Source organism: Algoriphagus persicinus (assembly GCF_035156415.1).
Classification (GTDB): Bacteria; Bacteroidota; Bacteroidia; order Cytophagales; family Cyclobacteriaceae; genus Algoriphagus; species Algoriphagus persicinus.
Genome location: NZ_JAYEEY010000026.1, coordinates 1 through 25,652 on the forward strand (window position 1 = coordinate 1; position 25,652 = coordinate 25,652).

The 25,652-nt window shown below is 41.1% G+C and carries 21 protein-coding genes; 9 read left to right on the forward strand and 12 right to left on the reverse strand.

What is annotated here, in order from left to right; all coding sequences use genetic code 11:
• Nucleotides 1-121: 121 nt before the first annotated feature.
• The 3 genes from floA to proS all read right to left on the reverse strand — a co-directional run bounded on the left by floA (nucleotide 122) and on the right by proS (nucleotide 3,180).
• Nucleotides 122-1,138, reverse strand: coding sequence for a flotillin-like protein FloA (gene floA, locus U3A58_RS17570; RefSeq protein ID WP_323825669.1), 1,017 nt, complete (start codon nucleotides 1,136-1,138; stop codon nucleotides 122-124).
• Nucleotide 1,139: 1 nt separating this feature from the next.
• Nucleotides 1,140-1,598, reverse strand: a complete 459-nt coding sequence (locus tag U3A58_RS17575) for an NfeD family protein (RefSeq protein WP_323825671.1) — start codon at nucleotides 1,596-1,598, stop codon at nucleotides 1,140-1,142.
• A gap of 100 nt (nucleotides 1,599-1,698) precedes the next feature.
• Nucleotides 1,699-3,180: a proline--tRNA ligase gene (gene proS / locus U3A58_RS17580; RefSeq protein ID WP_323825673.1), complete on the reverse strand. Its 1,482-nt coding sequence runs from the start codon at nucleotides 3,178-3,180 to the stop codon at nucleotides 1,699-1,701.
• 123 nt (nucleotides 3,181-3,303) lie between these two features.
• Here proS and U3A58_RS17585 point away from each other — a divergent pair, with 123 nt between their 5' ends.
• The gene (locus U3A58_RS17585; RefSeq protein ID WP_323825675.1) at nucleotides 3,304-4,635 is read left to right on the forward strand and encodes a hypothetical protein; all 1,332 of its coding nucleotides are present in this window, start codon (nucleotides 3,304-3,306) and stop codon (nucleotides 4,633-4,635) included.
• A 185-nt stretch (nucleotides 4,636-4,820) separates the two neighbouring features.
• Nucleotides 4,821-6,326, forward strand: coding sequence for an OmpP1/FadL family transporter (locus U3A58_RS17590; protein WP_323825677.1), 1,506 nt, complete (start codon nucleotides 4,821-4,823; stop codon nucleotides 6,324-6,326).
• Here U3A58_RS17590 and U3A58_RS17595 read toward each other — a convergent pair.
• Genes U3A58_RS17595 through U3A58_RS17605 form a run of 3 tightly spaced genes read right to left on the reverse strand, consistent with a single transcriptional unit; the run spans nucleotide 6,316 to nucleotide 8,488 of the window.
• On the reverse strand, nucleotides 6,316-6,846 hold the full coding sequence (locus U3A58_RS17595; RefSeq protein ID WP_323825679.1) for a shikimate kinase: 531 nt from the start codon (nucleotides 6,844-6,846) through the stop codon (nucleotides 6,316-6,318). The two genes, U3A58_RS17590 and U3A58_RS17595, sit on opposite strands and share 11 nt — an antisense overlap.
• Before the next feature lie 3 nt (nucleotides 6,847-6,849).
• Nucleotides 6,850-7,950 (reverse strand): BT_3928 family protein, encoded by a 1,101-nt coding sequence (locus tag U3A58_RS17600; RefSeq protein WP_323825681.1) that lies wholly within the window; start codon nucleotides 7,948-7,950, stop codon nucleotides 6,850-6,852.
• A complete protein-coding gene (locus tag U3A58_RS17605) occupies nucleotides 7,943-8,488 on the reverse strand; it encodes a DUF1599 domain-containing protein (protein WP_323825683.1) in 546 nt (181 codons plus the stop codon). The genes U3A58_RS17600 and U3A58_RS17605 overlap by 8 nt, the downstream gene beginning before the upstream one ends.
• A gap of 14 nt (nucleotides 8,489-8,502) precedes the next feature.
• On the opposite strand from U3A58_RS17605, the gene folP reads away from it, so the two are divergent.
• Both folP and cdaA read left to right on the forward strand, forming a co-directional pair.
• Nucleotides 8,503-9,387 (forward strand): dihydropteroate synthase, encoded by an 885-nt coding sequence (folP, locus tag U3A58_RS17610; RefSeq protein WP_323825684.1) that lies wholly within the window; start codon nucleotides 8,503-8,505, stop codon nucleotides 9,385-9,387.
• Nucleotides 9,384-10,265, forward strand: coding sequence for a diadenylate cyclase CdaA (gene cdaA, locus U3A58_RS17615; protein WP_323825686.1), 882 nt, complete (start codon nucleotides 9,384-9,386; stop codon nucleotides 10,263-10,265). Before folP ends, cdaA begins: the two co-directional genes overlap by 4 nt.
• Nucleotides 10,266-10,300: 35 nt before the next feature.
• On the opposite strand, the gene U3A58_RS17620 is transcribed toward cdaA, so the two are convergent.
• On the reverse strand, nucleotides 10,301-10,906 hold the full coding sequence (locus tag U3A58_RS17620) for a helix-turn-helix domain-containing protein (protein ID WP_323825688.1): 606 nt from the start codon (nucleotides 10,904-10,906) through the stop codon (nucleotides 10,301-10,303).
• Between the two features lie 318 nt (nucleotides 10,907-11,224).
• On the opposite strand from U3A58_RS17620, the gene U3A58_RS17625 reads away from it, so the two are divergent.
• Nucleotides 11,225-11,950 carry a DUF5715 family protein gene (locus tag U3A58_RS17625; protein ID WP_323825690.1) on the forward strand — a complete coding sequence of 242 codons (726 nt, stop codon included), beginning with the start codon at nucleotides 11,225-11,227 and terminating at the stop codon, nucleotides 11,948-11,950.
• Nucleotides 11,951-12,120: 170 nt separating this feature from the next.
• Here the strand turns inward: U3A58_RS17625 and kbl are convergent, their stop codons facing one another.
• On the reverse strand, nucleotides 12,121-13,317 hold the full coding sequence (gene kbl, locus U3A58_RS17630) for a glycine C-acetyltransferase (RefSeq protein ID WP_323825692.1): 1,197 nt from the start codon (nucleotides 13,315-13,317) through the stop codon (nucleotides 12,121-12,123).
• A gap of 155 nt (nucleotides 13,318-13,472) precedes the next feature.
• Between kbl and U3A58_RS17635 the strand changes: the two genes are divergently transcribed.
• The 4 genes from U3A58_RS17635 to U3A58_RS17650 all read left to right on the forward strand — a co-directional run bounded on the left by U3A58_RS17635 (nucleotide 13,473) and on the right by U3A58_RS17650 (nucleotide 20,291).
• Nucleotides 13,473-14,420, forward strand: coding sequence for an NAD-dependent epimerase/dehydratase family protein (locus tag U3A58_RS17635; RefSeq protein ID WP_323825694.1), 948 nt, complete (start codon nucleotides 13,473-13,475; stop codon nucleotides 14,418-14,420).
• Between the two features lie 190 nt (nucleotides 14,421-14,610).
• Complete coding sequence (locus tag U3A58_RS17640; protein ID WP_323825696.1) at nucleotides 14,611-17,352, forward strand: DUF1553 domain-containing protein; 2,742 nt, start codon at nucleotides 14,611-14,613, stop codon at nucleotides 17,350-17,352.
• A gap of 1 nt (nucleotide 17,353) precedes the next feature.
• The gene (locus tag U3A58_RS17645; RefSeq protein WP_323825698.1) at nucleotides 17,354-18,859 is read left to right on the forward strand and encodes a DUF1501 domain-containing protein; all 1,506 of its coding nucleotides are present in this window, start codon (nucleotides 17,354-17,356) and stop codon (nucleotides 18,857-18,859) included.
• 49 nt (nucleotides 18,860-18,908) lie between these two features.
• Nucleotides 18,909-20,291 carry a c-type cytochrome domain-containing protein gene (locus U3A58_RS17650; protein WP_323825700.1) on the forward strand — a complete coding sequence of 461 codons (1,383 nt, stop codon included), beginning with the start codon at nucleotides 18,909-18,911 and terminating at the stop codon, nucleotides 20,289-20,291.
• Nucleotides 20,292-20,464: 173 nt separating this feature from the next.
• Here the strand turns inward: U3A58_RS17650 and U3A58_RS17655 are convergent, their stop codons facing one another.
• The 4 genes from U3A58_RS17655 to guaA all read right to left on the reverse strand — a co-directional run bounded on the left by U3A58_RS17655 (nucleotide 20,465) and on the right by guaA (nucleotide 25,510).
• On the reverse strand, nucleotides 20,465-20,818 hold the full coding sequence (locus U3A58_RS17655; RefSeq protein WP_323825702.1) for a Spx/MgsR family RNA polymerase-binding regulatory protein: 354 nt from the start codon (nucleotides 20,816-20,818) through the stop codon (nucleotides 20,465-20,467).
• A gap of 31 nt (nucleotides 20,819-20,849) precedes the next feature.
• Complete coding sequence (gene hemL, locus U3A58_RS17660; RefSeq protein WP_323825704.1) at nucleotides 20,850-22,145, reverse strand: glutamate-1-semialdehyde 2,1-aminomutase; 1,296 nt, start codon at nucleotides 22,143-22,145, stop codon at nucleotides 20,850-20,852.
• Between the two features lie 3 nt (nucleotides 22,146-22,148).
• Nucleotides 22,149-23,798, reverse strand: coding sequence for an amino acid ABC transporter substrate-binding protein (locus U3A58_RS17665; RefSeq protein ID WP_323825706.1), 1,650 nt, complete (start codon nucleotides 23,796-23,798; stop codon nucleotides 22,149-22,151).
• Nucleotides 23,799-23,980: 182 nt separating this feature from the next.
• Nucleotides 23,981-25,510: a glutamine-hydrolyzing GMP synthase gene (guaA, locus tag U3A58_RS17670; RefSeq protein WP_323825708.1), complete on the reverse strand. Its 1,530-nt coding sequence runs from the start codon at nucleotides 25,508-25,510 to the stop codon at nucleotides 23,981-23,983.
• Nucleotides 25,511-25,652 lie beyond the last annotated feature (142 nt).

Below are 25,652 nucleotides of genomic sequence, written 5' to 3' on the forward strand. Positions count from 1 at the left end.
CCTATTGCTAAAGAGTTAAACAGTAGTCAAAAAAATAGAGACCGATTTCAGGAAATCGGCCTCTATTGAATAAAAAAGGCTGTCTCCAATAATGAAAATCAATATGAGACAGCCACTTTTTCTATTTTTTCTCGTTTTTGCCTTTCGACGAATCCTTCGATTCATCTGAGTTAGCAATCGATTCCCGCATCGAAGTATCCGATTGGATATTTTCCATTCTGTAGTAATCCATCACACCAAGTTTACCGGTTCTGAATGCTTCTGCTATAGCCTTTGGGATTTCTGCCTCAGCTTCAATTACTTTCGCCCTCATTTCCACATTCCTAGCTTTCATCTCTTGCTCTAGAGCTACTGCCATCGCACGTCTCTCTTCCGCTCTTGCTTCAGCTACTTTTAGATCAGCAGAAGCCTGATCAATTTGTAGTTTCGCTCCGATGTTAGTTCCCACATCAATATCAGCAATATCAATTGATAGAATCTCGAAAGCAGTTCCTGCGTCTAATCCTCTTTGAAGGACAAGCTTAGAAATCTTGTCTGGATTTTCGAGCACACTCTTATGAGTCGCCGCGGAACCAATCGAGGTAACGATTCCTTCACCTACTCTAGCCAGAATAGTTTCTTCGCCAGCACCACCTACCAACTGTGCGATATTCGCTCGTACGGTGACTCTAGCTTTGGCAATCAATTGAATACCATCCGCAGCTACAGCGGCTACATTCGGTGTGTTGATCACTTTTGGATTGACGGAAATCTGAACTGCCTCAAACACATCTCTTCCTGCCAAATCTATTGCAGTTGCTTGCTTGAAGGTCAGGTTAATATTCGCCTTATCAGCAGAGATCAACGCTCTGATTACATTCGGTATATTTCCACCTGCCATGTAGTGAGTTTCCAAGTCATTGGTAGTCAATTCAACCCCAGCCTTTGTAGCGGTGATCAATGAATTGACGATGATACTTGGCGGTACTTTTCTGATTCTCATACCTATGAGCTCCCCTATCCCAACTTTCACATTTGAAAATTGGGCTGTGATCCAGAGATTGACCGGAACAAAGTACAAGAAGATGAAAAGTAGTACAATTCCTGCGACCGCAGCCACTAGGATGAACATTGAACTGCTCGGATCTAGATTCTCCATATTATTTTACTAAAATTTTATTGTTTTCAATTTTGATAATCGTGATGTCAGTTTCTACTGGAATGAAGCCATTCTCTGATTTCACCTCATATATCACATCGCCAAAGCTAGCTTTTCCAATGGGCTTCAGGTCTGAAATTGTTTTTCCCGGCATCCCTATTTGCAAAGCATCAGTGCGTCCGTCAAAAGCTCCACCGCGTATGGCTGATTTGAGGGAAAAGCGGTTCCACACTCCAGAATTAAAACCATAGACTATTGCTGCCAGATTAAGAATCACTGCCACTGAAGTAATCCACCATGCTATTTCTGCCTCAAAGCTAAGAAATGCATAGACTACTCCTGCCAAACTGACGGCAAGTCCAAAGATTCCAACGACGGTTGTTCCAGGGACAAAAAGCACCTCAGCAAGTAAAAGAACAAGACCAATAATTAAAAGACTGGATAGGACTAGGATTGTCATTGACTCAAGAGAAAAAGAATAGATCTCTAAAATACACGTTTCCCCGTTACCCCCCGTCAATTACACCTAAAAAAAGCCCGAATTTTTCCGGGCTTCTTGATTAGTAGGCTTTTGCAAAAAGAACTCTTCCAACGGAAGGTTTGCCTGAATAGACACAAACTCCAGCTTCTTCCTTTCTATCTAAGGGAATACACCTAATGGTAGCTTTGGTGAGATCCTTGATTTTCTCTTCTGACTCAGCAGTGCCGTCCCAATGAGCAGACAAAAACCCACCTTTGTCTTCCAAAACTTGGTTAAACTCATCCCATGAATTCACATCTGTAGTCATTTCATTTCTAAAATTGAAAGCCTTGGAATAAATACTAGTCTGGATTTCATCTAACATGGAAGTGACTTTCTCAGCGATTGGCTGGGAAGCCAATTCAAATTGTTCTTTAGTCAAGTTGTCACGTCTGGCAATTTCGATGGTTCCATTTTCTAAATCTCTCGGACCGATGGCAATTCTAAGCGGAACTCCTTTTAATTCATGCTCCGCAAATTTCCATCCTGGCTTATGCGTATCTCGATTGTCATATTTCACCGAAACTCCCGCTTTGCGAAGTTCAGCAATAATCTCGTTTGCTTTTTCGGTAATGGCGTCCAGTTCTTCGTCTTTTCTATAAATCGGGATAATGACAACTTGTATTGGAGCCAACTTTGGTGGCAATACTAAGCCATTATCATCCGAGTGAGCCATAATCAAAGCTCCCATTAAACGCGTGCTAACGCCCCAGGATGTACCCCAAACATATTCAAGGCCACCTTCTTTTGTTGCGAATTTCACATCGAATGCTTTGGCAAAATTCTGTCCTAAAAAGTGTGATGTGCCAGCTTGAAGAGCTTTACCATCCTGCATCATAGCCTCTATACATAAGGTGTCATCTGCACCTGCAAAGCGCTCACTTTCCGTTTTTCTCCCTCTTACTACCGGCAAAGCCATAAAGTCTTCAGCAAACTGGGCATAGACATGCATCATTTGCAATGTCTCGGCCTCGGCTTCCTGTTGAGTTGCATGCGCTGTATGACCTTCCTGCCAGAGGAATTCTGTGGTACGAAGGAATAGTCTTGTTCTCATTTCCCAGCGAACCACATTTGCCCATTGATTGACTAAAAGAGGGAGGTCACGATAGGATTGAACCCAATTTTTATAGGTGCTCCAAATCACTGTCTCGGAAGTAGGACGAACAATCAACTCCTCATCCAACTTTGCTTCAGGATCCACGATCACTCCACTACCATCTTCAGCGTTTTTGAGTCTGTAATGAGTGACTACTGCACACTCCTTTGCAAATCCCTCTACGTGGCTTGCTTCCTTACTTAGGTAGGATTTTGGGATAAAAAGAGGAAAATATGCATTAACATGACCTGTTTCTTTGAACATGCGATCTAGCTCAGCTTGCATTTTCTCCCATATAGAATAACCATAAGGCTTTATTACCATGCAGCCTCGCACAGCTGAATTTTCTGCCAAATCGGCTTTTTTTACTAATTCATTATACCAAAGCGAATAATCCTCGCTTCTCTTAGGTAGTCCTTTACTCATTGTGGTTGGTTGAGATACAGATTATGGTTATTATTGCTAACTTATGCATGGCAAATATAAACCAAAAAGAATAACCCTTCACCCCTGCCCTCGTATAAGAAAGTAACAATTTAAACTTCAACTATGAAGAATTCCGTAATCATAACCTCAACATTTATCATTGGATCGCTGGCATTAGCCTCTTGTAGCACGAATAAATTGGCGACAGTGGATACTAGTGACAATTTGTATTTCATGGCATCAGACGCTAAAGTAGCTACTGAGTATGCTGTACAAAATAATAATCCAGAGCAATTCCAGACGCTTTCCTCCACTGCCACAGAGACTGTTCCACAGGAAAGTTTTAGCTCTAGAAATGTGAATCCAGACTATATCGCAAGGTATCAGGCTGGTGAAGAAACCGTTCAAGATGATATTGTGTATTTTGATGAGGCTGATGAAGTGGAAAGCAATCCAGACATCGACGCTTACAATAATTATAGAGTAGGCAATTCAAACAATAATTCCAATTTCAATTCTTCCATGGCATTTAATATGGGAATGATGTACGGAATGAGTCCATGGGGAATGGGTGGATTTTATAACCCAATGTGGGGAGGAGGATTTGGTTTTAGACCAGGTTTTAATATGAGTATAGGCTTTGGTTTCGGCAATCCTTTTTATAGACCTATCTATTATAGACCAACATATGGTATGATGGGATTTTACGATCCTTGGGGATCAGTTTATGGCATGGGAGGCTTTGGATATCCTGGATACGGTTATTCTCCAATGTTTTCCAGCAATCCAGTCTATATCCTTCCAGGTGGAGAATATGGAGATCGTAGAGTTATTAGAGGCGCAAGACCAACAAGAGGTTCATCACTTGCTGCTTCGAGAGCAGGTAGTATCTCGAATGCTGCACTACAACCCAACACCGCTAGAGCTCAAGCAAGAAGGGATGTATTGAACAATGGCAATAATGCTACATCTAGGAGGTTAGTATCTAATTCTGACAATTCAAGAGTTTCTGCAAGAGACTTCAGTTCCTCCCAAAATGACTATTACAACTCAAGCGCAAGGGAAGGAAATAGTAGAAATGTGAGTTCGGCAGCAATGAATAGACCTGTTTCCAGAACAAGAAGTGCAATGCCTTCTGCCAGACCTACTATAAACCCTTCAAATTCAAGGACAATAAATGCTGGAAGAGGTGGTACCATTAGATCATCTTATCCTACCAATACAAGATCTTCAAGTCCATCATATAATAGAAGTAATGTGCCAGCGAGAACTACTTCACCTTCCTATAATAGAGGGAACACAAATACAAGAACTGTGGCTCCTGTAAGAACAACCACTCCAGTAAGAAGTACACCGAGCTATAGCACACCTTCTAGAAGCAGTGGGTCATCTGGAGGAGGAGCTACACCTACAAGAAGTAGTTCTAGTCCTTCTAGAGGAGGGAGAGGAAATTAAATTGACTTCAGTACTGATCGTGGATTAAATAAGGCAGTGGTATCACTGCCTTATTTATTGCAATATATGTAGCCATTCAGTCCATTTCCATATTATATCACGAGTTTTTGGAAAAAGAATATAGAACCAAAGCAACATTTTCGTCTATCCTGTACGTTTATTTATTAAATCCAAATCAAATCTAAATGAGAATACCCATTCTGGTTTTATCCCTAAGTTTAATTACATCTTCCTATGTATTGGCTCAAAGCGGGTATTATGAAGATGCCTATCGCTTCAGCCAAGTAAAACCCGCAGGCTCAGCCCGAATAATGGCTGTAGGCGGAACACAATGGTCACTAGGTGGTGATGTGTCTAATATTGCAGGAAACCCTGCAGGACTAGGCTTCTTCAGATCTTCTGAAGCTAGTGCAACTTTGGGTTATACTGACTGGGGAGTGGAAACAAACTATTTAGGGCAAAGTAATAGTTACAAATCCACAAACTTTTCACTGCCAAACCTAAGTTTCGTGCTTGCAAACCCCAAGGGCGAATTTGATAGAGGAGCTTTTAAAGGAGGTTCATTTGGAATCAGTATTCAAAGAATTGCCAATTTCAATACGGAATATGGATACTTTTCTGATCTTCCAGGGGAAACATCAATTATTGATTTTTATCTCCAAGATGCTCAAGGCTATCCTGAAAACCAGGTCGCCAATTTTGGTTTGACTGGTATGGCATACAATACGTACCAAATCAATCCTAGATTAGACAATAACGGCAATGTAATTACCGGAGAATATGAACCAATTAATGGTTTCATTGCCCCTTTTCAGGATGAAAATATTATGCAAGAAGGAAGTTCAAGCCAAATAACTTTTGCTTACGGAGCCAACTTCAACTACAAATTATTTGTAGGCGGCTCAGTCGGTCTCCGCACTTTGAATTTTACTTCTCGAAAGATGTATAATGAAGAATTTTCTGAAGGGCCATTAATCAATTCTAACTTACAAGAGAGTTTGTTTATCAATGGAGGTGGAGTAAACGTTAATCTAGGTTTGATCTATAAGCCTATAGATTATTTGAATTTGGGATTCACTGTACAATCTCCTACTTGGTATGCTCTAAATGACGAATACACCGCTAGTATGGTTGCTAATTATGATAATTACGATTACGAGCCAGAAGGCATCACTTTGGGGCAAGTAGAAAATTTGACAGATATTATCGTTAGCTCATATAATTTAAATACTCCTCTTAAAATCGGTGGTGGCGCCACAGTATTTTTAGGGAAAAATGGATTTATTTCAGCTGACGTAGATTGGGTTGATTACAGCGCAGCCAGAATCATATCCAGAGACTTCGACGAAGGACCAGATAATCTGGAAATCAAAAACCTATACACCAGCACAATTAATTTCCGGTTTGGGGCAGAATACAAACTGAGTAACTTCAGATTTAGAGGAGGATACGGATATTACGGTGATCCAATTGCAGATTCAGACTATGATAGAAGTACGCAGCAAATCAGTGGTGGTGTGGGCGTGAAACTCAATAAATTCTCCATTGACTTGGCTCTAGTGAACCAAAAATACAATACACTGTATGGAAGCTATCAGGTATTAGATGCTCAAAACACAAACATAGGTCCGGTGACAGAAATCAAAAATAATCTTGTAAGTGGATTATTGACTTTCGGCCTTAGTTTCTGATTAACTGGATCAATTCCGAAACCAACAACTCAGCGGAGAAATCTTCCCCGCTGAGTTTTATTTTTGACTGCCTGTAAAAATAATCTCTCTCCACAAGCAGACTTTTTAATTTCAAAGTGATTCCTCCCTGGTCAAGCCCCAAAAACATTGGTCTATTTTGTGCTTTAGACAAGCCTAATCTATGCGATATTTCCTCTAATGGCACATCTAGGTAAACCGAGACAGCTTTTTCGTTAATCAATTCCATATTATCATTAAAGCAGGGACAGCCGCCTCCTGACGCTAAAACGTAAGAACCATTACTGTTCAATACATCTTGTAATACCTCAGTTTCCCGATGACGAAATCCACCCTCTCCAAATTGTAAGAAAATATCGGAGATTTTCATGTGAAATCGATCTTCTATCAAGCTATCTAAGTCGTAATAAGGAAATTGCAAAACAGAAGCAAGTTGTTTTCCAAAAGTACTTTTCCCAGAACCGGGAAGTCCCACCAGAACGATTTTCAGATCTTTTCCCATTCCCTAATTCATGTAAAGATCTAAAACCTCTCCCGCTTCAGGGGTATTGTTATGGTGGTATTTAGCCAATACTGCTCCATCCTTCATCACCATTATTCCAGGATTAGCTCGGATCATAGTTTTGACTACAGTGGCATCTGCTTGAAGAGAAAGAACGTCCCAGCCTCTTGATTGGGTGAAATTTCGGATTTCTTCCTCAGATGCTGCTGCTACAAAAACGGGCTGAATAGGCGATCCCGCTAGCGACTTGACTAATTGATCAATTCGGCTAAGATTTGTTTCACTCATTTTAGCCATGCTACTCACCAAAATCAATACTTTGTTACCCGTGAAAACTTCTTCAGAAAAATCTCCCTCCTCATTCCAAACTGCAAAATCAGAAATTTTGGGTAAGGCATCTGGATTCTTCAAATTCATTTCTACAAACTCCAGACTTTCATCAGAGGGATACTGATCAAAAGTCATAAGTTCACCATTTTTTTTCATCACGTATGAATACTCCAATGGAGCTGAAGGCAGCATATTTTGAGGGATATTCACTCCTACTTTATAGGCTCTAAAATCAATAAATGGAAGATTGCGAACTGCCAATACTGCTAAAACAAAAGATAACGCCAAAGCAACTACGGTTACACCTTTAGCCCATTTATGAGATGTTTTTGGCAAATCCATTTGAAATAAGAAAAGGATGGAAATCAAGACCAATAGGATCAAATCTTTATAAAAAGATTCCCAAGGTGTCAATTTGATCGCATCACCAAAGCATCCGCAATCAGTCACTTTATTAAAATAGGCAGAGTAAAAAGTGAGAAAGGTGAAAAACAAGATCATCAAAGCCAAAGCCCAGACCGTCAATCTACTTTTCACACCCAAAATCAGCATGATTCCCAGCGTTACTTCCACCACAACTAAAAAAATCCCCAGCTCAAGTGCAAATGGCTTTAGGTAATAGAAGAAACCCGCGATGTCATTAGAAAAAACATCGAAATACTCTTCCAACTTAATAGCCGTTCCTACCGGATCATTGACCTTAATCAGTCCAGAAAAAATAAATAGGCCACCGACAATAAATCGAATCACCCACAAAAACCCTTGCTTAAACATGATAGTCTAATTTAATTAAACAAAATACTGCATAATTGATCATATCCTGATAGTTAGCTTCTATACCCTCTGACACTAATGTTTCACCTTGATTATCTTCTATTTGTTTGGTTCGTAATAATTTCATCAAGATAATATCCGTCATCGAACTCACCCTCATATCTCGCCAAGCTTCTCCATAATCGTGGTTCTTATTTTCCAAAAGACCACGCGTTTCATTTACCCAGTGATCGTAAGCGGGTTCCAGCTCCTCAAAAGGAATTTCCATCCGTCCATCTTTTGCATAACTAATTTGCAGTAACGCAATCAGGCAATAATTGATAATCCCTACGAAATCATCCTCAATGGGATCATTTACTTTTTGATTTCCCTTCTCCTGAATAGAACGAATACGCTGAGCTTTGATGAAAATCTGATCCGTGATCGAAGAAAGCCGAACAATCCTCCAAGCTGTACCATAATCTATAGTCTTCTTACGAAATAGTTCTTTACAACGGCTGATAACTTCCTTATATTCGTTACTAGTTTGCGTCTCCAAAGTCTCTTAATTTAATGTTTCCTCTTCCGGGCCAGTCTTCTAAAATCGAAGATAAATCATTTCCCCAAAAAAACACCCTTCTAATCGATGGACGGCTAATCAGCTGGGACAAACCTCATCTGATGGGAATAGTGAATTTGACTCCAGATTCATTTTTCGAAGGAAGTAGAGCTGAGAAGTCCTTGGATAAAGTTGCAGCATTAGTCACTTCTCACATTTCTAATGGTGCTAGTATCCTGGATCTTGGTGGTTACAGTTCCAGACCGGGTGCTGCTGAGGTAAGCTTACAGGAAGAAATAGACCGGGTTATTCCAGCAGTGAAGTGGATCGCTTCCCACTATCCTGATATCTTAATTTCTATTGATACTTTTCGTGCTAAAGTTGCTGAAGAATCAATACAATCTGGTGCCCATATCGTAAATGATATTTCGGCTGGGGATCTGGATGAGGAAATGATCCAAACAGTGGCAAAACTGCGAGTCCCCTATATCGCCATGCATATGAGAGGAAATCCTCAAAACATGGATAAAAAAACAAACTATTCGGATATTCTAGGAGAAATATTGTATTATTTCGCTGAAAAACTGGAACAATTCAGAAAGTTTGGCATCAAAGATGTAATAATTGACCCTGGATTTGGATTTGCTAAGACCCTAGAGCAAAATTATTTCATACTAAGGAACCTTCATCAGTTTCAGACGCTTTCATTACCAGTACTAGTAGGCATTTCGAGAAAATCGATGATATCAAAAGCGCTGGAAATAGAAGCCGGCGATGCACTGAATGGTACTACAGCATTAAATATGTTTGCTTTATGTCATGGTGCAAACATCCTGCGTGTACATGACGTAAAAGAAGCTAACGAAACATTAAAATTATACAACACTTTATACCCTTGACATTACTTTTCAAAATAGGATTTTTAGATATCTCCATCGTCAATATCATCGATATTGCCTTGGTTGCTGCCCTATTATATCAAGTATATAAACTTCTAAAGGGCAGTGTAGCTATTAAGATTTTTCTTGGCTTCCTTTCTATATACTTGATTTACCTTCTGGTTCGGGCTCTGAGAATGGAGCTTCTCTCTGCTATTTTAGGTCAATTCATGGGAGTGGGTGTAATTGCTGCCATCATCATATTTGCACCAGAAATAAGAAAATTCCTTCTTCTGATAGGGCGATCCTCACTCCTCTCAGACGACAATGTTTGGAAGGACATGCTTTTCTTTTGGAGAAAAAAAGACAATGCTATTTTCAATATCAGTCCTATTATAGATGCTTCAAAAACTCTTGCGGGGAGCAATACTGGTGCTTTGATGGTGATTTCGAAAAGTACTGAACTAAAGTTTTATGCTGAAAGCGGAGATATTCTCGATGCAGAATTATCGAAGAGACTGCTTATCTCAATCTTCAATAAATACAGTCCGCTACATGATGGCGCTGTAATCATTCATAACGGTAAAATAAAGGCTGCCCGCTGTATTCTACCGGTTACTGAACGCGAAGTCCCGGCGCAATTTGGGCTTCGCCACCGAGCCGCTATAGGCATGTCAGAGACAACTGATGCAATTGTGTTGATCGTTTCAGAAGAAACAGGCCAATTATCCATGTCCAAAAATGGTAAGATTCTCCATAATATGTCCTTCCAAGAAATCAGGGAAATGATCAATGATTACCTTAATAATCTGGATGTAGATACGCGATTTGAAGATCTCGAAGAATATGAGTTGAAAAAACGAAGGAAACTCGCAATGACAAGTAAGTCTTCCACTTAAAAAATGACAAACTTTCACATGTCTTTTTTTATGTATTATCTTAAGAAATTGATTTTCGGGAAATACTTCACTGAAAGTCCATAATTGATTCGATAGGTATTCCATGCTATCATCACACTCACTATTAGATATATAGTCAAAATCACTCCCATTCGAAACGATACAATACTCTCTACACTACTAGGACTTATATCACCATTCCCTCCCAGCATGAAGTATTTGTACGACCAACCATATATCGTAACCAGTACATAATATATCAGCGTCCAGGTCAGTTGGAAGTTCACTAGGTTTCGTCCTAATTCACTTACTCCAGCAATTTTATCTTTCCTACTGATCCATAGAACGAGAGGCAACATTACTCCAAGAAGAGGAAAAATTAAAAACATCAAACCAGACAGATTCCTTCCCATCAGAAACCCTTTGTCTTCGGTTTGAGACCAATCAAGCACTTCATCAGGGCTCATTCCGAAAATCTGAAACAATCGTTTCACCGTATCACCACGAGGGATTGTTTCTGCATTTTCAATTCTTTGTACAGTCCGTAAACTAACTCCAGCTGATTCAGCTAATTCATCCTGAGAAAACCCATTCTTTAGTCGAAGTGTTTTCAACTTTACACCTAGTGCTTTGTTATCCATTTTCTTATTCATTTTATGCAAATCAAAAATAGATAGACAACATTAAAATATTTGTGTCTACTATACGTCATTCTTATGTCATTAATGTCATCCGGCTCAATTTCACCCTAAATGCCATTTAAAAAATCATAGAGCCCTCAGAAAAATTTATTCTGGGATTTAGTTTCAAAAAAACACAAGTTACGACTCCAGTTGAAATGAAGCATTTCGACCTATCAAAATCAGCTAGGTAACTGGCAGGACATAAAATGGATTAATCTTTGCTCCACTGCAGTTCTTAGTCATCCGAAAAATTTGAAAAACAAGTATCCTTTACCAATGAAAAAACTCTCATTTATACACCTTGCCTCTTTTTTCATACTTATTTCGGCAGGTGCTCTGGCAACCCAAGTATACATGCCAGAACTGAAAAAGCAAGTAAAAGACACTTATTCTACCTTAACAAATACCCCGAAACAAGCTGATAGAAACATTGATAATCCTGAGCCGATCAAGCTGGATTTACCTCTGCCCAGAGTTATACCACCTATTCCGGAAGAGTTGATTACCAAAGAATATGACAAGCATCTTTATGCAGCAGAATACAATGGATTTGGTTTAATAGAGAATGAAAGTCATTTCAAAAATCTAATTGAGAAAGAGAACTTAGTATTGATAGATCAGGGTACTGGATACGAGGTGATGAAACTAACTCATAGTCACCCATACATTACACCCTACTCAAAAATCATTTTGGAGGAATTGGGATTAGCTTTCCAAACAATAACCGACAATGAGAGTTTCTTCACCTTAACCTCAGTGACACGAACTCCTGAACAGCAAAAAAGCTTAAGAAGGAGAAATAAAAATGCAACTGCAGGTCCGAGCTCTCACTCTTTTGGAGTCTCATTTGATATCTCCTACATTAGATTTAATGGCAAGAAACGCTTCAGTAGAACTACTCAGAAAAAACTTGAAACGGTTCTAAATGAATTCCAAGACGCTGGAAAGATTTTCTACATCAAAGAAAGAAAACAGAGCTGCTACCACGTTACTGTTCGATGATTTATTTTGAAAAGCGAAAAGTGAGTTAGTCTCAATGATCAATTTTCAAATTCAAACATCACCGACAAAAAAACCGAGAATCTAAATTAGAAACCCGGCTTTGCTGCATCGGACACCTAGCATCGCACATCCAACCAATAATATATCTACTATCCTTGCGGACAATCCTGTTAATCAATCACTCCCAACTCTTTTCCAACTTCAGAGAAAGCCGCAATCGCCTGATCCAAATGCGCTCTATCATGACCAGCAGAGATCTGCACACGGATTCTTGCCTGACCTTTTGGTACCACGGGGAAATAAAAACCAATCACGTAAATACCCTTCTCTAGCACCTTCTCAGCCATTTGCTGCGAAAGAACCGCATCATAAAGCATAATCGGTACGATGGCATGCTCACCTGGCTTGATATCAAATCCAGCAGCAGTCATTTTCTCACGGAAGTACTTGGTGTTTTCTTCCAACTTATCTCTCAACTCTGTGGTCTCTGAAAGCAAATCAAACACTGCTATCGAAGCACCTGTGATCGATGGAGCCAATGTATTGGAAAATAGATAAGGCCTAGAGCGTTGACGAAGCAATTCGACAATCTCCTTCCTCCCTGAAGTAAACCCTCCAGATGCACCACCAAGTGCTTTACCGAGTGTCCCAGTGATGATATCTATCTTGCCCATCACCCCGCAATGCTCATGCACACCACGACCGGTTTTACCCATGAAACCTGTAGAATGACACTCATCCGTCATCACAAGAGCTTCATATTTTTCCGCCAACTCCACGATCTTATCCAACTGTGCAATTGTACCGTCCATAGAGAAAACTCCGTCAGTCACGATGATTTTTTGTTTCGCTCCTTTTGCGATAGCATCCTTCAGCTGAGCTTCCAGATCTTCCATATTATTGTGCTCGTATCTGAATCGCATGGCCTTGCAAAGACGAACGCCATCGATGATGGACGCATGATTCAAGGCATCTGAAATAATCGCATCCTCCTGACCGAAAATCGGCTCAAACACTCCCCCATTTGCATCGAAAGCCGCTGCATAAAGAATGGTGTCTTCCGTACCCAAAAACTCAGAAATCTTCTTCTCCAGTTCCTTGTGAATATCCTGCGTCCCGCAAATAAAGCGAACGGATGACATCCCAAAACCATGGGAATCAATTGCAGCCTTGGCTGCTTCAATTACTTTCGGATGTGAAGAGAGTCCTAAGTAATTGTTGGCACAAAAATTCAAAACTTTTTGCCCGCCTGCAATAGTGATTTCCGCTGATTGCGGCGAGGTTATCACACGCTCTTTCTTGAAAAGGCCGGCTTCTTCTATTCCCTTAAGTTCCTCTTGTAATTTGGGTCTGAACTGATCGTACATGATAGCTAGTTGATTTTATATGAGTCAAAAACGTCTGATTCCTTTAGTTAAAAATCCTGCTCAGAAAGCAGTTTTTTCTTACTTTTGCAGTCTCAAACCCAAATATAAACAAAAACCCAGAGCTCGGCTTTAGGTAGATTTTGAAAGAAATATCAATGGAAAAAATCCTAGTAATAGGCGCTGCAGGGCAATTGGGTTCTGAACTCACCAAGTCTTTGGCAGATCAGTTTGGTGCAGAGCAAGTAATCGCTACAGATCTCAACGAATCAGCACGGTCAATATTTAATTTTTGTCGCTTTCAAGTCCTAGATGTGATGGACAAGCAAGGCTTGACCACCTTAGTCAAACAAGAAAAAATCACCCAAATTTATCATTTAGCAGCAGTGCTTTCCGCAGTGGGTGAGAAAAAACCTCTTTTCGCTTGGGAGCTTAATATGGAAAGTCTGCTTCATGTGTTGGCGCTAGCCAAAGAATTTAATCTTAACAAAATCTATTGGCCATCTTCCATCGCTGTTTTTGGACCAAATACACCAAAAATCAATACCCCACAGTATTGTGTCAAAGAACCAAATACTGTTTATGGCATTTCGAAGCAGGCTGGAGAAAGATGGTGTGAATATTATTTTCAGAAATACAATGTGGATGTTCGAAGTCTTCGCTATCCAGGTTTGATTGGCTATACGTCTCTTCCAGGTGGCGGCACTACGGATTACGCCGTGGATATTTATCACAAAGCATTGGCAGGAGAAAAATTCGATTGTTTTCTTCGAGAAGACAGTTCACTACCTATGATGTACATGCCTGATGCAATCAAAGCCACATTGGATCTAATGAATGCTCCTCGGGAATCTGTAAAAATTCGCTCTAGTTACAACCTTGCGGCGATGAATTTCACTCCTAAAGAAATCTATCAAAGCATACTCAAGCATATTCCTGACTTCAGAATCGAATACAATCCTGATTTCCGTCAAGCAATCGCAGACAGTTGGCCAGACAGCATAGATGATTCCTGTGCAAGGAAAGATTGGGGATGGAAGCATGATTACGATCTAGATGCCATGACCAAAGACATTTTGGAAAACCTTCCAAACTTTGAGTTCTAACACCACTACCTCGCTATATTAAGCGGGGTATTTTTTTTATCTAACCGCAGTAACCACTAAACCGTTAATCCACGCTGGCCACATCAAAATTCCAGAATATTAGCATATCCTATTCTAAAATTGCCCTAATGAAATAACGGGTTTTAGAAGTAGTCCAGAATTCTTTACTTTGAGGTTCATTCAATAACCCATGATTAATCTTAAAATAGCAGGCTTTCTTACCCTTGCCGTAATCATAGGCATTGCTGGCTTTATTATTTTTGGTCAGGAAAAAGAAGTAGACTTCAGCTCACAGATCAAGCCCATCTTGAATAAAAACTGCATTTCCTGCCATGGAGGTGTAAAAAAGAATAGCGGATTCTCTGTGCTCTTCGAGGAAGAAGCTTTTGCAAATACAGAATCTGGCCACCCTGCAATTATTCCCGGTGACCCTAATGGCAGCGAATTAATCAAGCGTCTGACTGCTTCAGATCCTGAATTAAGAATGCCTTATGAGCGAACACCCCTTTCCGAAGAAGAGATCGATCTTCTCAAAACGTGGATAAAACAAGGTGCTAAATGGGGTGAGCATTGGGCTTATCAGCCTGTCGAAGCACCTGAAATTGCAGAACAAAAAACTACCGCGGGATTTACTTCTGGTAGTAATCCTTCCGAAATATCTTCCATAGATTTTTATGTAGGCAGAAAACTCGAAGAGATTGAACTGACATTTTCACAAGAGGAAAATCCACTAAAACTCCTACGAAGAGCTGCGCTTGACATCACTGGCCTACCTCCTACTAGCGATCTTGTGTCACAATTTTCTTCCAAAAAAATCAGCTATGAGCAAGCCGTAGATCAGCTACTATCCTCTCCTACCTATGGCGAAAAATGGGCAACTTGGTGGCTAGATCTTGCGCGATATGCTGACACCAAGGGCTACGAACGGGATGTTTCCCGTACCATGTGGCCTTATCGAGATTATGTGATCCGTGCCTTCAATGCCGACAAACCATTTGATGAGTTCACCATAGAGCAATTAGCTGGAGACCTACTTCCAAATCCTACCGAGGAACAATTGGCTGCAACAGCTTTTCACCGCAATACCATGAACAATGATGAAGGTGGGACGAATGACGAGGAATTTCGAGTAGCCGCAGTCCTTGATAGAGTGGGTACAACTTATGAGGTTTGGCAAAGTACCACCATGGCTTGCGTGCAATGTCATAGTCATCCCTACGATCCCATTCGTCACGAGGAGTTCTACCAATCAGCAGCCTTTTTTAACAATTCAAGAGATGAGGACACTCATGATGAAGAGCCTAGATTGAGGTTCTATTCACCAGAAGAGAAAAAAGAAATAGAGTCTGTGCTAGCTTGGGTCAAAGAAAATGAAAGTGCAAAAGCCGCAACTGATCGCAAAAACTTCCTGACTTACCTTGAGCCAAAGTATCCTTCCCACGATGCTGTGGACTTTAACAATGCAGAACTCATAGATACCAAATGGCTAGGAATTCAAGCGAATGGATCTGCTTATTTGAGAAAAATAGACACACGAGGCTCTGATCAAATCTTGATTCAATATGGCTCAGGCTTAGATGGAAGCAAAATGACCATCCGAAATGGTGGGCCAGAAGGAGAAATCCTGGCCGCTTTTCCAATCAACAAAACCAACGGAGATATTATCCGAGCTATTCCTCTAAAGCCCACGAAAGGTTTTGTAGACTTATTTTTAGAGGTTAAGAATCCAAGTGTAAAATCAGAGCAAAACGCTGCCAAATTTGTATGGTTTGCTTTTGTCCCAACTCTTGCTGGAAAGGATAAGTCGGGTTTCAAGGATATTCAAAATTCCTGGGAAACAGCCTTGAACTTTAGAGGAACAAAGCTTCCCATCATGATCGAAAACCCCGACTATATGACTCGGGAAACACATGTTTTTGATCGGGGAAACTGGATGAGTCTGGGAGAAAAGGTAAATCCAGAAACACCAAAAACCCTAAATAAGTGGAATCCAGAATGGCCAAATAACCGCTTGGGTTTCGCCTATTGGCTGACTGACAAGAAAAATCCACTTACTTCGAGAACATTGGTCAACAGAGTTTGGGATCAGCTTTTTGGCAGAGGAATAGTAAGTTCACTGGAAGATATGGGAACGCAGTCCGATCCTCCCTCACATCCTGAATTGATAGATTACCTGGCTTGGAAAACTATGAATGAATACGACTGGAGTATGAAAAGCTTGATTCGGGAGATCGTCACCTCGGCTACCTACAAGCAATCTTCTGCCGTATCAGCTGAGCTTTATAAAAAAGATCCGCAAAATAAATGGTATGCTCGTGGGCCAAGATTCAGATTAAACGCAGAGCAAGTTCGGGATCAGGCTTTGGCTGTGGCAGGATTGCTAAGTGATAAAATGTACGGTCCGGGAGTCAAACCTCATCAACCAGAGGGCATTTGGCAGACAGTCTATAATGGAGAATCATGGGAAGAAAGTGAGGGTGAAGATGCGCATAGAAGAGGGATTTACACTTTTCTGAAACGAACCAGCCCTTATCCTTCCTTCATATCCTTTGATGCAGCCAGCAGGGAGGTTTGTCTGAGTAGAAGAATTGTCACAAACACACCTTTGCAAGCTTTGGTCACGCTGAATGATCCTGTTTACCTAGAAGCAGCTTATTATTTGGCAGAAGATATGATCAAGCAAGACGCTGCAAAACCAGAAAAAAGTATTGCCTACGGCTATCAAAAACTAGTCTTACATCCTATTTCAGAAACTAAGCTTGAGACTCTTTCATCGCTTTATGATGAAGCCCTAGCCGAATACAAAAGCAATCCTGAATCACTGGAAGCATTCTTTACAGTGAAAGATAAATCAACAAACCCTGAGCAAGCAGCAATGTCTGTGGTGGCTAACGCACTTCTGAATATGGATGAATTCCTAACCAAACCCTAAAATGAAAAGTCTCGATAGAATGCTCCTAGGGTTTGCTCAGCAAAAGCTGGAGAAACAAACAAGAAGACATTTCCTGATGGACTGCGTCTCTAAAGTTGGCGGTCTCGCGATGGCTCCACTCTTATTTGGATGTGGTTCAGATTCAACCATAGGATCTCCGGGATTAAATCTAAGTCAGCGGGATCTAAATCCACTTTCTCCCCTTCCTCCACCTTTCGGCGCTAAAGCAAAATCAATCATTTACCTCCACATGGCTGGTGCACCTTCGCAGTTGGAGCTATTTGATTATAAGCCGGAGCTGGCAAAATACCACAATCAACCTTGCCCTCAGTCACTATTAGAAGGAAAGAAATTTGCTTTCATCCGCGGAGTGCCTAATCTTCTTGGCCCTCAAGCTAATTTTTCTCAACATGGAGAGTCTGGTGCATGGATTTCAGATTACATGCCGCATTTCCAAAAATTAGCAGATGAAGTTTCCTTTTTAAAAGCCGTGCATACAGATCAATTTAATCATGGCCCAGCTCAACTCTTGATGCAAACTGGAAGTGCAAGACTTGGCCGTCCAAGTTTAGGTAGTTGGGTGACTTATGGATTGGGAACAGAGAATCAAAATCTCCCTGGCTTTGTCGTGCTTACTTCAGGAGGAAAAACTCCTGATGCAGGCAAAAGCGTTTGGGGAAGTGGCTTTTTGCCTTCCGTCTATCAAGGGGTGCAGTGCAGATCAAAAGGAGACCCGGTCCTGTACCTGGATGATCCAGAAGGAATGACCCGAAATCTGAAGAAAAACGTCATCGATGCGATTAACACTGCGAATAAAGAGGAGTTTGATGCCTATGGCGACCCTGAGATTCTCGCTAGAATCAACCAGTATGAAATGGCTTACCGCATGCAGATAGAAGTACCGGAGGTTATGAATATCAATGATGAACCGGAATCTGTTCACCAGCTATATGGAACCAAACCCGGAACGGAATCCCTTGCAAACAACTGCCTGCTCGCTAGGAAACTAGTGGAAAAAGGTGTCCGTTTTGTCCAGTTATATGATTGGGGCTGGGATACGCATGGTACAGATCATGACGGATCGATTGACATGGGTCTAAGAAATAAATGCCGTGAAATGGATAGACCGGTTTCTGCATTGCTGCTCGATTTGAAACAAAGAGGATTGCTAGAAGACACTCTGGTGGTCTGGGGAGGAGAATTTGGCAGAACACCTATGCAGGAGAACCGAGAAGGCAAAACACAAAGTTTCCTTGGCAGAGATCATCATGGGGATGCCTTTACCATGTGGATGGCAGGTGGCGGTATCAAGCCAGGAGTGATTTTTGGCAGAACGGATGATTTTGGGTTTTCAGGGATTGAGGATAAAGTTTCGGTTCATGATATCCATGCCACTATTCTACATTTGATGGGTTTTGACCATGAGCAGTTCACCTATGATTTCCAAGGCCGTCCTTTCCGATTGACTGATGTGGAAGGTGAATTGATCAATAAAATACTAGCTTAATAACATGCAGTCTATGAAAGCAGGAATCTTAAAAAGACAATCAGACTAAATGATTGATTTTATCTTACCATTATTCGGGCGATTTCATCCGATTTTGGTTCACTTGCCGATTGGCTTTATAGTATTTGGAGTAATCCTGATTTTTTGGGCTGGAAAGAAGTATTCAGCCTATTCGCCTATTATCGAATTGGGATTTCTTCTTGGTGGAATTGCTGCCCTTTTGGCCAGTATCAGCGGTTTTCTTCAATATCAAAACGAGGGCTATGGCTGGGACACAGTCAAATTTCATTTAATTTTAGGAATCATCACCACCTTACTTTCATTTGGCCTTTGGTACCACTTGAAAAAATCAGTTGCATCTCCCGCACAATTGAAACTCAAAGGGGCTATGATTTTAGTGATTTTGATCTTGACCGGACATCTGGGCGGAAATATCACTCATGGTGATGATTATTTCACCGAAGTTTTACCGCTAGAACTACAAGCTTTTCTTGGTGTGGAACTAAGCACTACTGAACCTCTAGAACTCCCCGCTAATAACTGGGAAGAAGTGGAATTCTACACTGGCGCAATCCAACCCATTTTGGATCATAACTGCAAGAGTTGCCATAATCCCAAGAGACTCAAAGGAGAATTAGATCTGAGTTCTTTCAAAGGGATCCAAAAAGGTGGTGAGGATGGATTAGTATTGGAAACCGGACATCCTGAAAAAAGCGAACTAGTTACGCGCTTGGTTTTACCAGAAGATCATGATGACCATATGCCTCCCAAGGATAAGCGACAGCCCAGAAAAGAAGAAATTGAATTGATCAAAGCCTGGATCGAATCTGGCTCATCTGAAAGCTCCAAACTAGGTGAATCAGCACTAAGCGTAAGTTTGGTGGAGCCATTCTTCAAAAAGGATGAGAAACCATTTTACCCTGTTGTTGAGGCACCTAAGCTTCCACAGGATTCAATTTCCAAACTCAGAGATCAAGGTTTCTTCGCCGAAATAGTGAAGATGGGCTCTCCATTCTTGAAGATCAGTTGTATCAATTTTCCTGCATTTTCGGATTCAGAATGGCATTTGCTTCAGTCTGCTAAAGACCAGATTGTTTACTTGGATCTGACGGGTACGGCGATTACCGATGCTGTTTTGGCGCAAATTGCTACACTTCCAAACCTGACTGTTTTGAAACTCAATCAAACTCCTATCGAAGGTTCGAGTTTGGAGAAATTAACCGAAAACAAAAACTTGAAGTTACTTTATATTACTAATACCAGGGTCACTTTTGACAAGTTCGCATCTCTTGACGGCCATCCCACACTAGAAAAAGTATTTGCTTTTGAAACGCCTGCAGCTGATTCAGGTAGTTCCTCCCAATTTAGCTTTCACTTGGAAACCGGCAATCTCAGCTTGCCTCCTTTGGCTTCGGATACTATTGTTTATTGAAAAGTAAGTCTCCCGCCAAGGCGCAAAGGCGCAATTTCTTTTTTTGAGGTTTGAAACTTAGAAGAATTTATAGTTGGATTCAAAATCCGTTAATAAAGCTTCATAATATCAAACAGCAACTTTAAACCATTGCGCCTTTGCGCCGTTGCGGGAGACAAAAACATATTAGATTCTTACCTCAAATACCTCTCAATTGCCTCCGGATCAAAACCCAAAGTCAGGCTTCCATTTCTGTAAACAATCACAGGTCGTTTGATCATACTTGAGTTTTCTTCCAGGATAGGGATCGCCGTTTCCTCATTCTCGAGGGCTGATTTCTGGTCATCAGTCATTTTTCGGTAAGTCGTTCCTTTCTTATTCACCAGAGAAGCAAGATCAGTTTTCTCCAAAAAACCTTCTAAAAGTGCAGCATCAGGCTTCTGCTTTTTATAATCGATAAAGTCATACTCCACTTCTTTTTCCGCTAGGAAATCGAAGGTCTTCTTCATCGTGTTGCAATTCTTGATTCCGTAAACTTTGATAGACATTTTACTTAATTTTTATGCTAGACTCAATCTATTATAATCCCAATATTTCAACCATCGCTTCCTTATGAGCAACTAGAATCTGATCGATCAGTTCATCTTTCAGTGCAGTTGACAAGAACAAACTTTCAAACTGGCTTGGTGCCAAATAAACTCCCCGATTCAGCATTGCCTGGAAATATTTCCCAAATAAAGCAGTATCAGCAGTCTTTGCACTTTCAAAATCAAACACCGGCTTATCTGTGAAAAACAAGGAATACATGCTTCCCAAGCTATTCACAGCATAGTCCAATCCTAATTCCCGATTGATACTTTTTATGCCCTCGGTTAATTTCTTCCCAATATGATTTAACTCCGCATAGACTTCAGAATCTTCATTTAGATGTTTTAGCATTGTCAATCCAGCTGCCATAGCGATCGGATTCCCAGAAAGTGTTCCTGCTTGATAAACCGGGCCTGCGGGAGAGACAAACTCCATTATTTCTCTCTTTCCTCCATAGGCTCCTACCGGCATACCTCCACCGATGATTTTCCCTAAAGTGCACATATCTGGAGTAACTCCGAAAACTTCTTGAGCGCCACCCTTTGCCAGACGGAAACCTGTCATTACCTCATCGAAGATCAATATTATCCCTTCTCTGGTACAGATATCCCGTAATCCTTGGAGATACCCTTCCTTTGGAAGACAAAGCCCCATATTTCCCGGAACAGGTTCTAATATCAATGCAGCTATTTCACCCGGATTTGCAGCAATTAGTTTTTCTATAGCCTCCAAGTCATTATAGGGAGAAATCAAGGTGTCTTTTGCAGTTCCTTTGGTTACTCCCGGAGAATCAGGATCACCCATAGTCATCGCTCCCGAACCGGCAGCAATTAGAAAAGAGTCCCCATGGCCGTGGTAATGGCCTTCCATTTTGATGAACTTATCACGACCGGTATAGCCTCTTGCAACTCGGATGGCAGACATAGTCGCCTCTGTGCCTGAATTCACCATGCGGACTTTCTCGATGGAAGGAACCATACTTACAATCAGCTCCGCAATTTCTACTTCTCTTGCTGTCGGAGCCCCGAAGGAAGTACCGTCTTCCATTGCCTTGATCACCGCCTCTTTGACTTTCGGGTGATTATGACCCAAAAGCATTGGCCCCCAACTATTGATCAATTCGATAAATTGATTTCCATCCTCGTCGTACAACGAAGCGCCATCAGCTTTTTTGATAAAAAGTGGTTCTCCACCTACAGCTTTAAAGGCACGAACGGGGGAGTTTACCCCACCTGGTATGAAATTTTGGGCTTTTGCAAAAAGAGCCTTACTCTTAGAAATATTCATTGGTTAATCTAAAGGTTTCAATTCCCCCGCTTCTAAAGTGAACAGAGGTACATATTGATTATTGTGGGTGCCTTGGAAGTTAAATCCCCAAGTCAATTTACCTGCTTGGAAGGCTTTCTGGTCGAGATTTCTTCTTAGGTCAAAGCCTTTGGTATCAGACATATTAGAAGACAGCCAACTGACCAATTCAGCTCCAAGGGCAGTATTCATACTCGGAAAACTCAGGTACTTATCATAAAATTTATTTCGGAATTGCTGCATAGGCTCTCCATAGAAACTTAGGGTATTATTACCAATAAAATAGAAATTTGGAAACTCCAGCATTTCATAATTGGCAAAATTAAAGCCCAACCAGGAATCCATAACTAATGTCGGAATAGAAGCAGTAATGGACTCTAATAATGAAAAAGCAGGCTGTGCAATGGATGGATCGTCCGACAGCAAAATAATCTGATCTACAGACATGCTTGTATCTCCTCTCCTAATCCCCAATCCTTGCAAAAACCCACTAACACTTTTCGGATTTATTTGCTCAAATCTCACCAGCTGGAACCCTGCTCTTCCTAATTGCTCCTGCAGCATTACCGCCAGCATCTCATCCCGGGAGCTACCGCTGTATCCAATCGCTACCCTCTTGCCCCAATTCTGCTTTCTCAAACTATTCACAATCCCATTGGCAATAGAACTTACCGAAGGTCTAAACAGATAACTGTAATTCAACTCTTCAAATCTTTCTCCTAAGTTCGAAAGAGGATGAACAAACGGAATTCTTGCTGTTTCCGCAAAACTACTTACCAAATCAGCCTCTTCGGGATAAATCGGGCCTACAATAATATCCGCAGAAGCAATAGCTGGATCAGTTAGCAGGTTTTGTAGGTGTGCAATATCTCTCTTCGAGTCAAAAGTCAACATCTTGACCTGAATCCCTTGTAGCTTTAATTGCTCTACGCCATATTTCAATCCTTGGTACAATTCAAAGACAAAATCACTTTGGGGAATACTAGACAAATTTGAACGGGAGGAATTGGTAAAAGGTAAAATCACCACGATATCCAACACCTGATCTTTCACCACATTTGTGCCTTCATTTGCCTTTCCCTGCAACTCATAGTAAGCATCCCGTTCAGTGGCAGACAGAATGCTCTGGCTTTCCAAAACCCGCTTAAGCGCTTCACCATAGCCTTTATTCTCTTTGAACTCAGAAAGATTGGCAATCATAAAGCTTACACTCACCTGCTTTAAATTTTCGTATGTGGCATTTTCAGCCATTACCATTATAACCTCATCTTTGATTTTTTTGATGAGCTGTAGCGCTTCTACGTATTGTTGATTTCTGAAATATGAAATAGCCAAAAGATATTTGGCCTGATCAGATTTAGCCCAATTACCGGCTACTATTGGCTCCAGAGCGGCTATAGCCTGTGCTGGTTGATTGGCACCTAGAGCTGCTTCTCCCAAATGAAAAGCTGCATAATTCGCTAAATTACCATACGCTTTTGGATCAGTAAATTGCTTGAAAAGAGGAATCGCCTCCCAGTAATTTTTGGCAGCAAGTTCGGACTGAGCCTTGCGATAAGCCTCCGGGGTAGGAATTTGAGCGAAAGCGAAGCTCAAGATGAAAAATACCGGAATTGCTAAAAGAAATTTTTTCATTATATCGAGGTGAATCAAACATCAAAAGGGTTTGCAAATTTAACCCATTATTTCCAAACCCAAAGTTCAGGCCGAAAAGCCTCATAAAGTAAAAACCCGAAGAAATTCTTCGGGTTTTTTAATATGAATGTAAAAGGCCAGATTCCTTCGCTGTTTTTTAAAAAAGGAAATGTAAAATTCTTCTATTCCCACTCAATTGTAGCTGGTGGCTTGGAGGAAATATCGTAGACGACACGATTAACGCCTTTCACTTTATTGATTATGTCATTGGAGATTTTACCCAAGAACTCATACGGAAGATGAATCCAGTCAGCAGTCATGCCATCTACCGAACCTACAGCTCTCAGTGCGACTACTTTCTCGTAAGTACGCTCATCCCCCATCACTCCTACAGACTGGATTGGGAGAAGCATAGCTCCTGCTTGCCACACCTGGTCGTATAGTCCAGAATCCTTCAAGCCTTTGATGAAAATATGATCCACCTCCTGAAGTGTCTTCACTTTTTCGGCGGTGACATCCCCCAAAATACGGATTCCAAGCCCCGGCCCCGGGAATGGATGTCTTCCTATAATAGTTTCTACAATCTCCAGCGCTCTACCTACTTCACGTACCTCATCTTTGAAAAGCGTATTCAACGGCTCCACCACAGAAAGCTTCATAAAGTCAGGCAATCCGCCCACATTATGGTGAGATTTGATGGTAGCAGAAGGCCCTTTTACAGAGATTGATTCGATCACATCTGGATAAATTGTGCCTTGTCCAAGCCATTTTACCCCTTCGAGTTTATTTGATTCTTCATCAAAAACCTCTATAAAAGCATTTCCAATAGCTTTCCTCTTTGCTTCAGGATCAGTCACACCTACCAAAGCATCATAGAATTTCTGCTTGGCATCTACGCCAATCACATTTAACCCCATGTGCTTGTATGATTCTAGAACTTCTTCGAATTCATTTTTGCGAAGCAAGCCATTATCTACAAACACACAGATGAGCTGAGTGCCAATCGCACGGTGAATCAGCGTAGCAGCTACAGAAGAATCCACTCCGCCTGAAAGCCCCATTACCACTTTATCCGAGCCAATTTTCGCTTTCAGGTCAGCAATACTAGCATCTATGAAAACATCGGAAGTCCAATCTTGGGCACAGCCGCAGATACCTACCACAAAATTTCTAAGGAGATTCTTCCCCTCAGTAGAATGAGTTACTTCAGGATGGAATTGAATTCCGTAAGTTTCTTCATGCTGGATTTTGAAAGCAGCCACGCGAACAGAGTCAGTGCTGGCGATCACTTCAAAATGATCAGGTAAATTCTTGATCGTATCTCCATGAGACATCCAAACTTGTGAACCGTGACTCATTTCCTTGAGCAGGTCGTAATGCGTATCGATGTGACTCAAATTAGCTCGGCCATACTCTCTGATCTCAGAGGGTAGCACTTCTCCTCCGTATTTCTGAGCTAATAGTTGGGCTCCGTAACAAACCCCCAAAAGAGGAAGTTTGCCTCGCAAAACATCCAAATCCAAATCAGGAGAACCCGCCTCTCTTACCGAGCAAGGGGAACCTGAAAGTATCACTCCTTTGATATCGGAGGTGATCTCTGGGACTTTATTATAAGGGTGGATTTCACAATAAACATTCAGCTCTCTAACTCGTCGGGCGATGAGTTGCGTGTACTGAGAACCGAAATCAAGGATCAAGATTTGTTCTGCCATGCGCAAAGGTAAGCAGGTCAGTTAAAATGAGGAAGTGTTCTTATAAATTTTACCGAATAATGTTTGGTTAGAAGAGATTTGAAAATTGGAAAATTGAAAAAACTTGTTTGCTGTGGCGGATTGGAAGATTTTGGGGACTTGA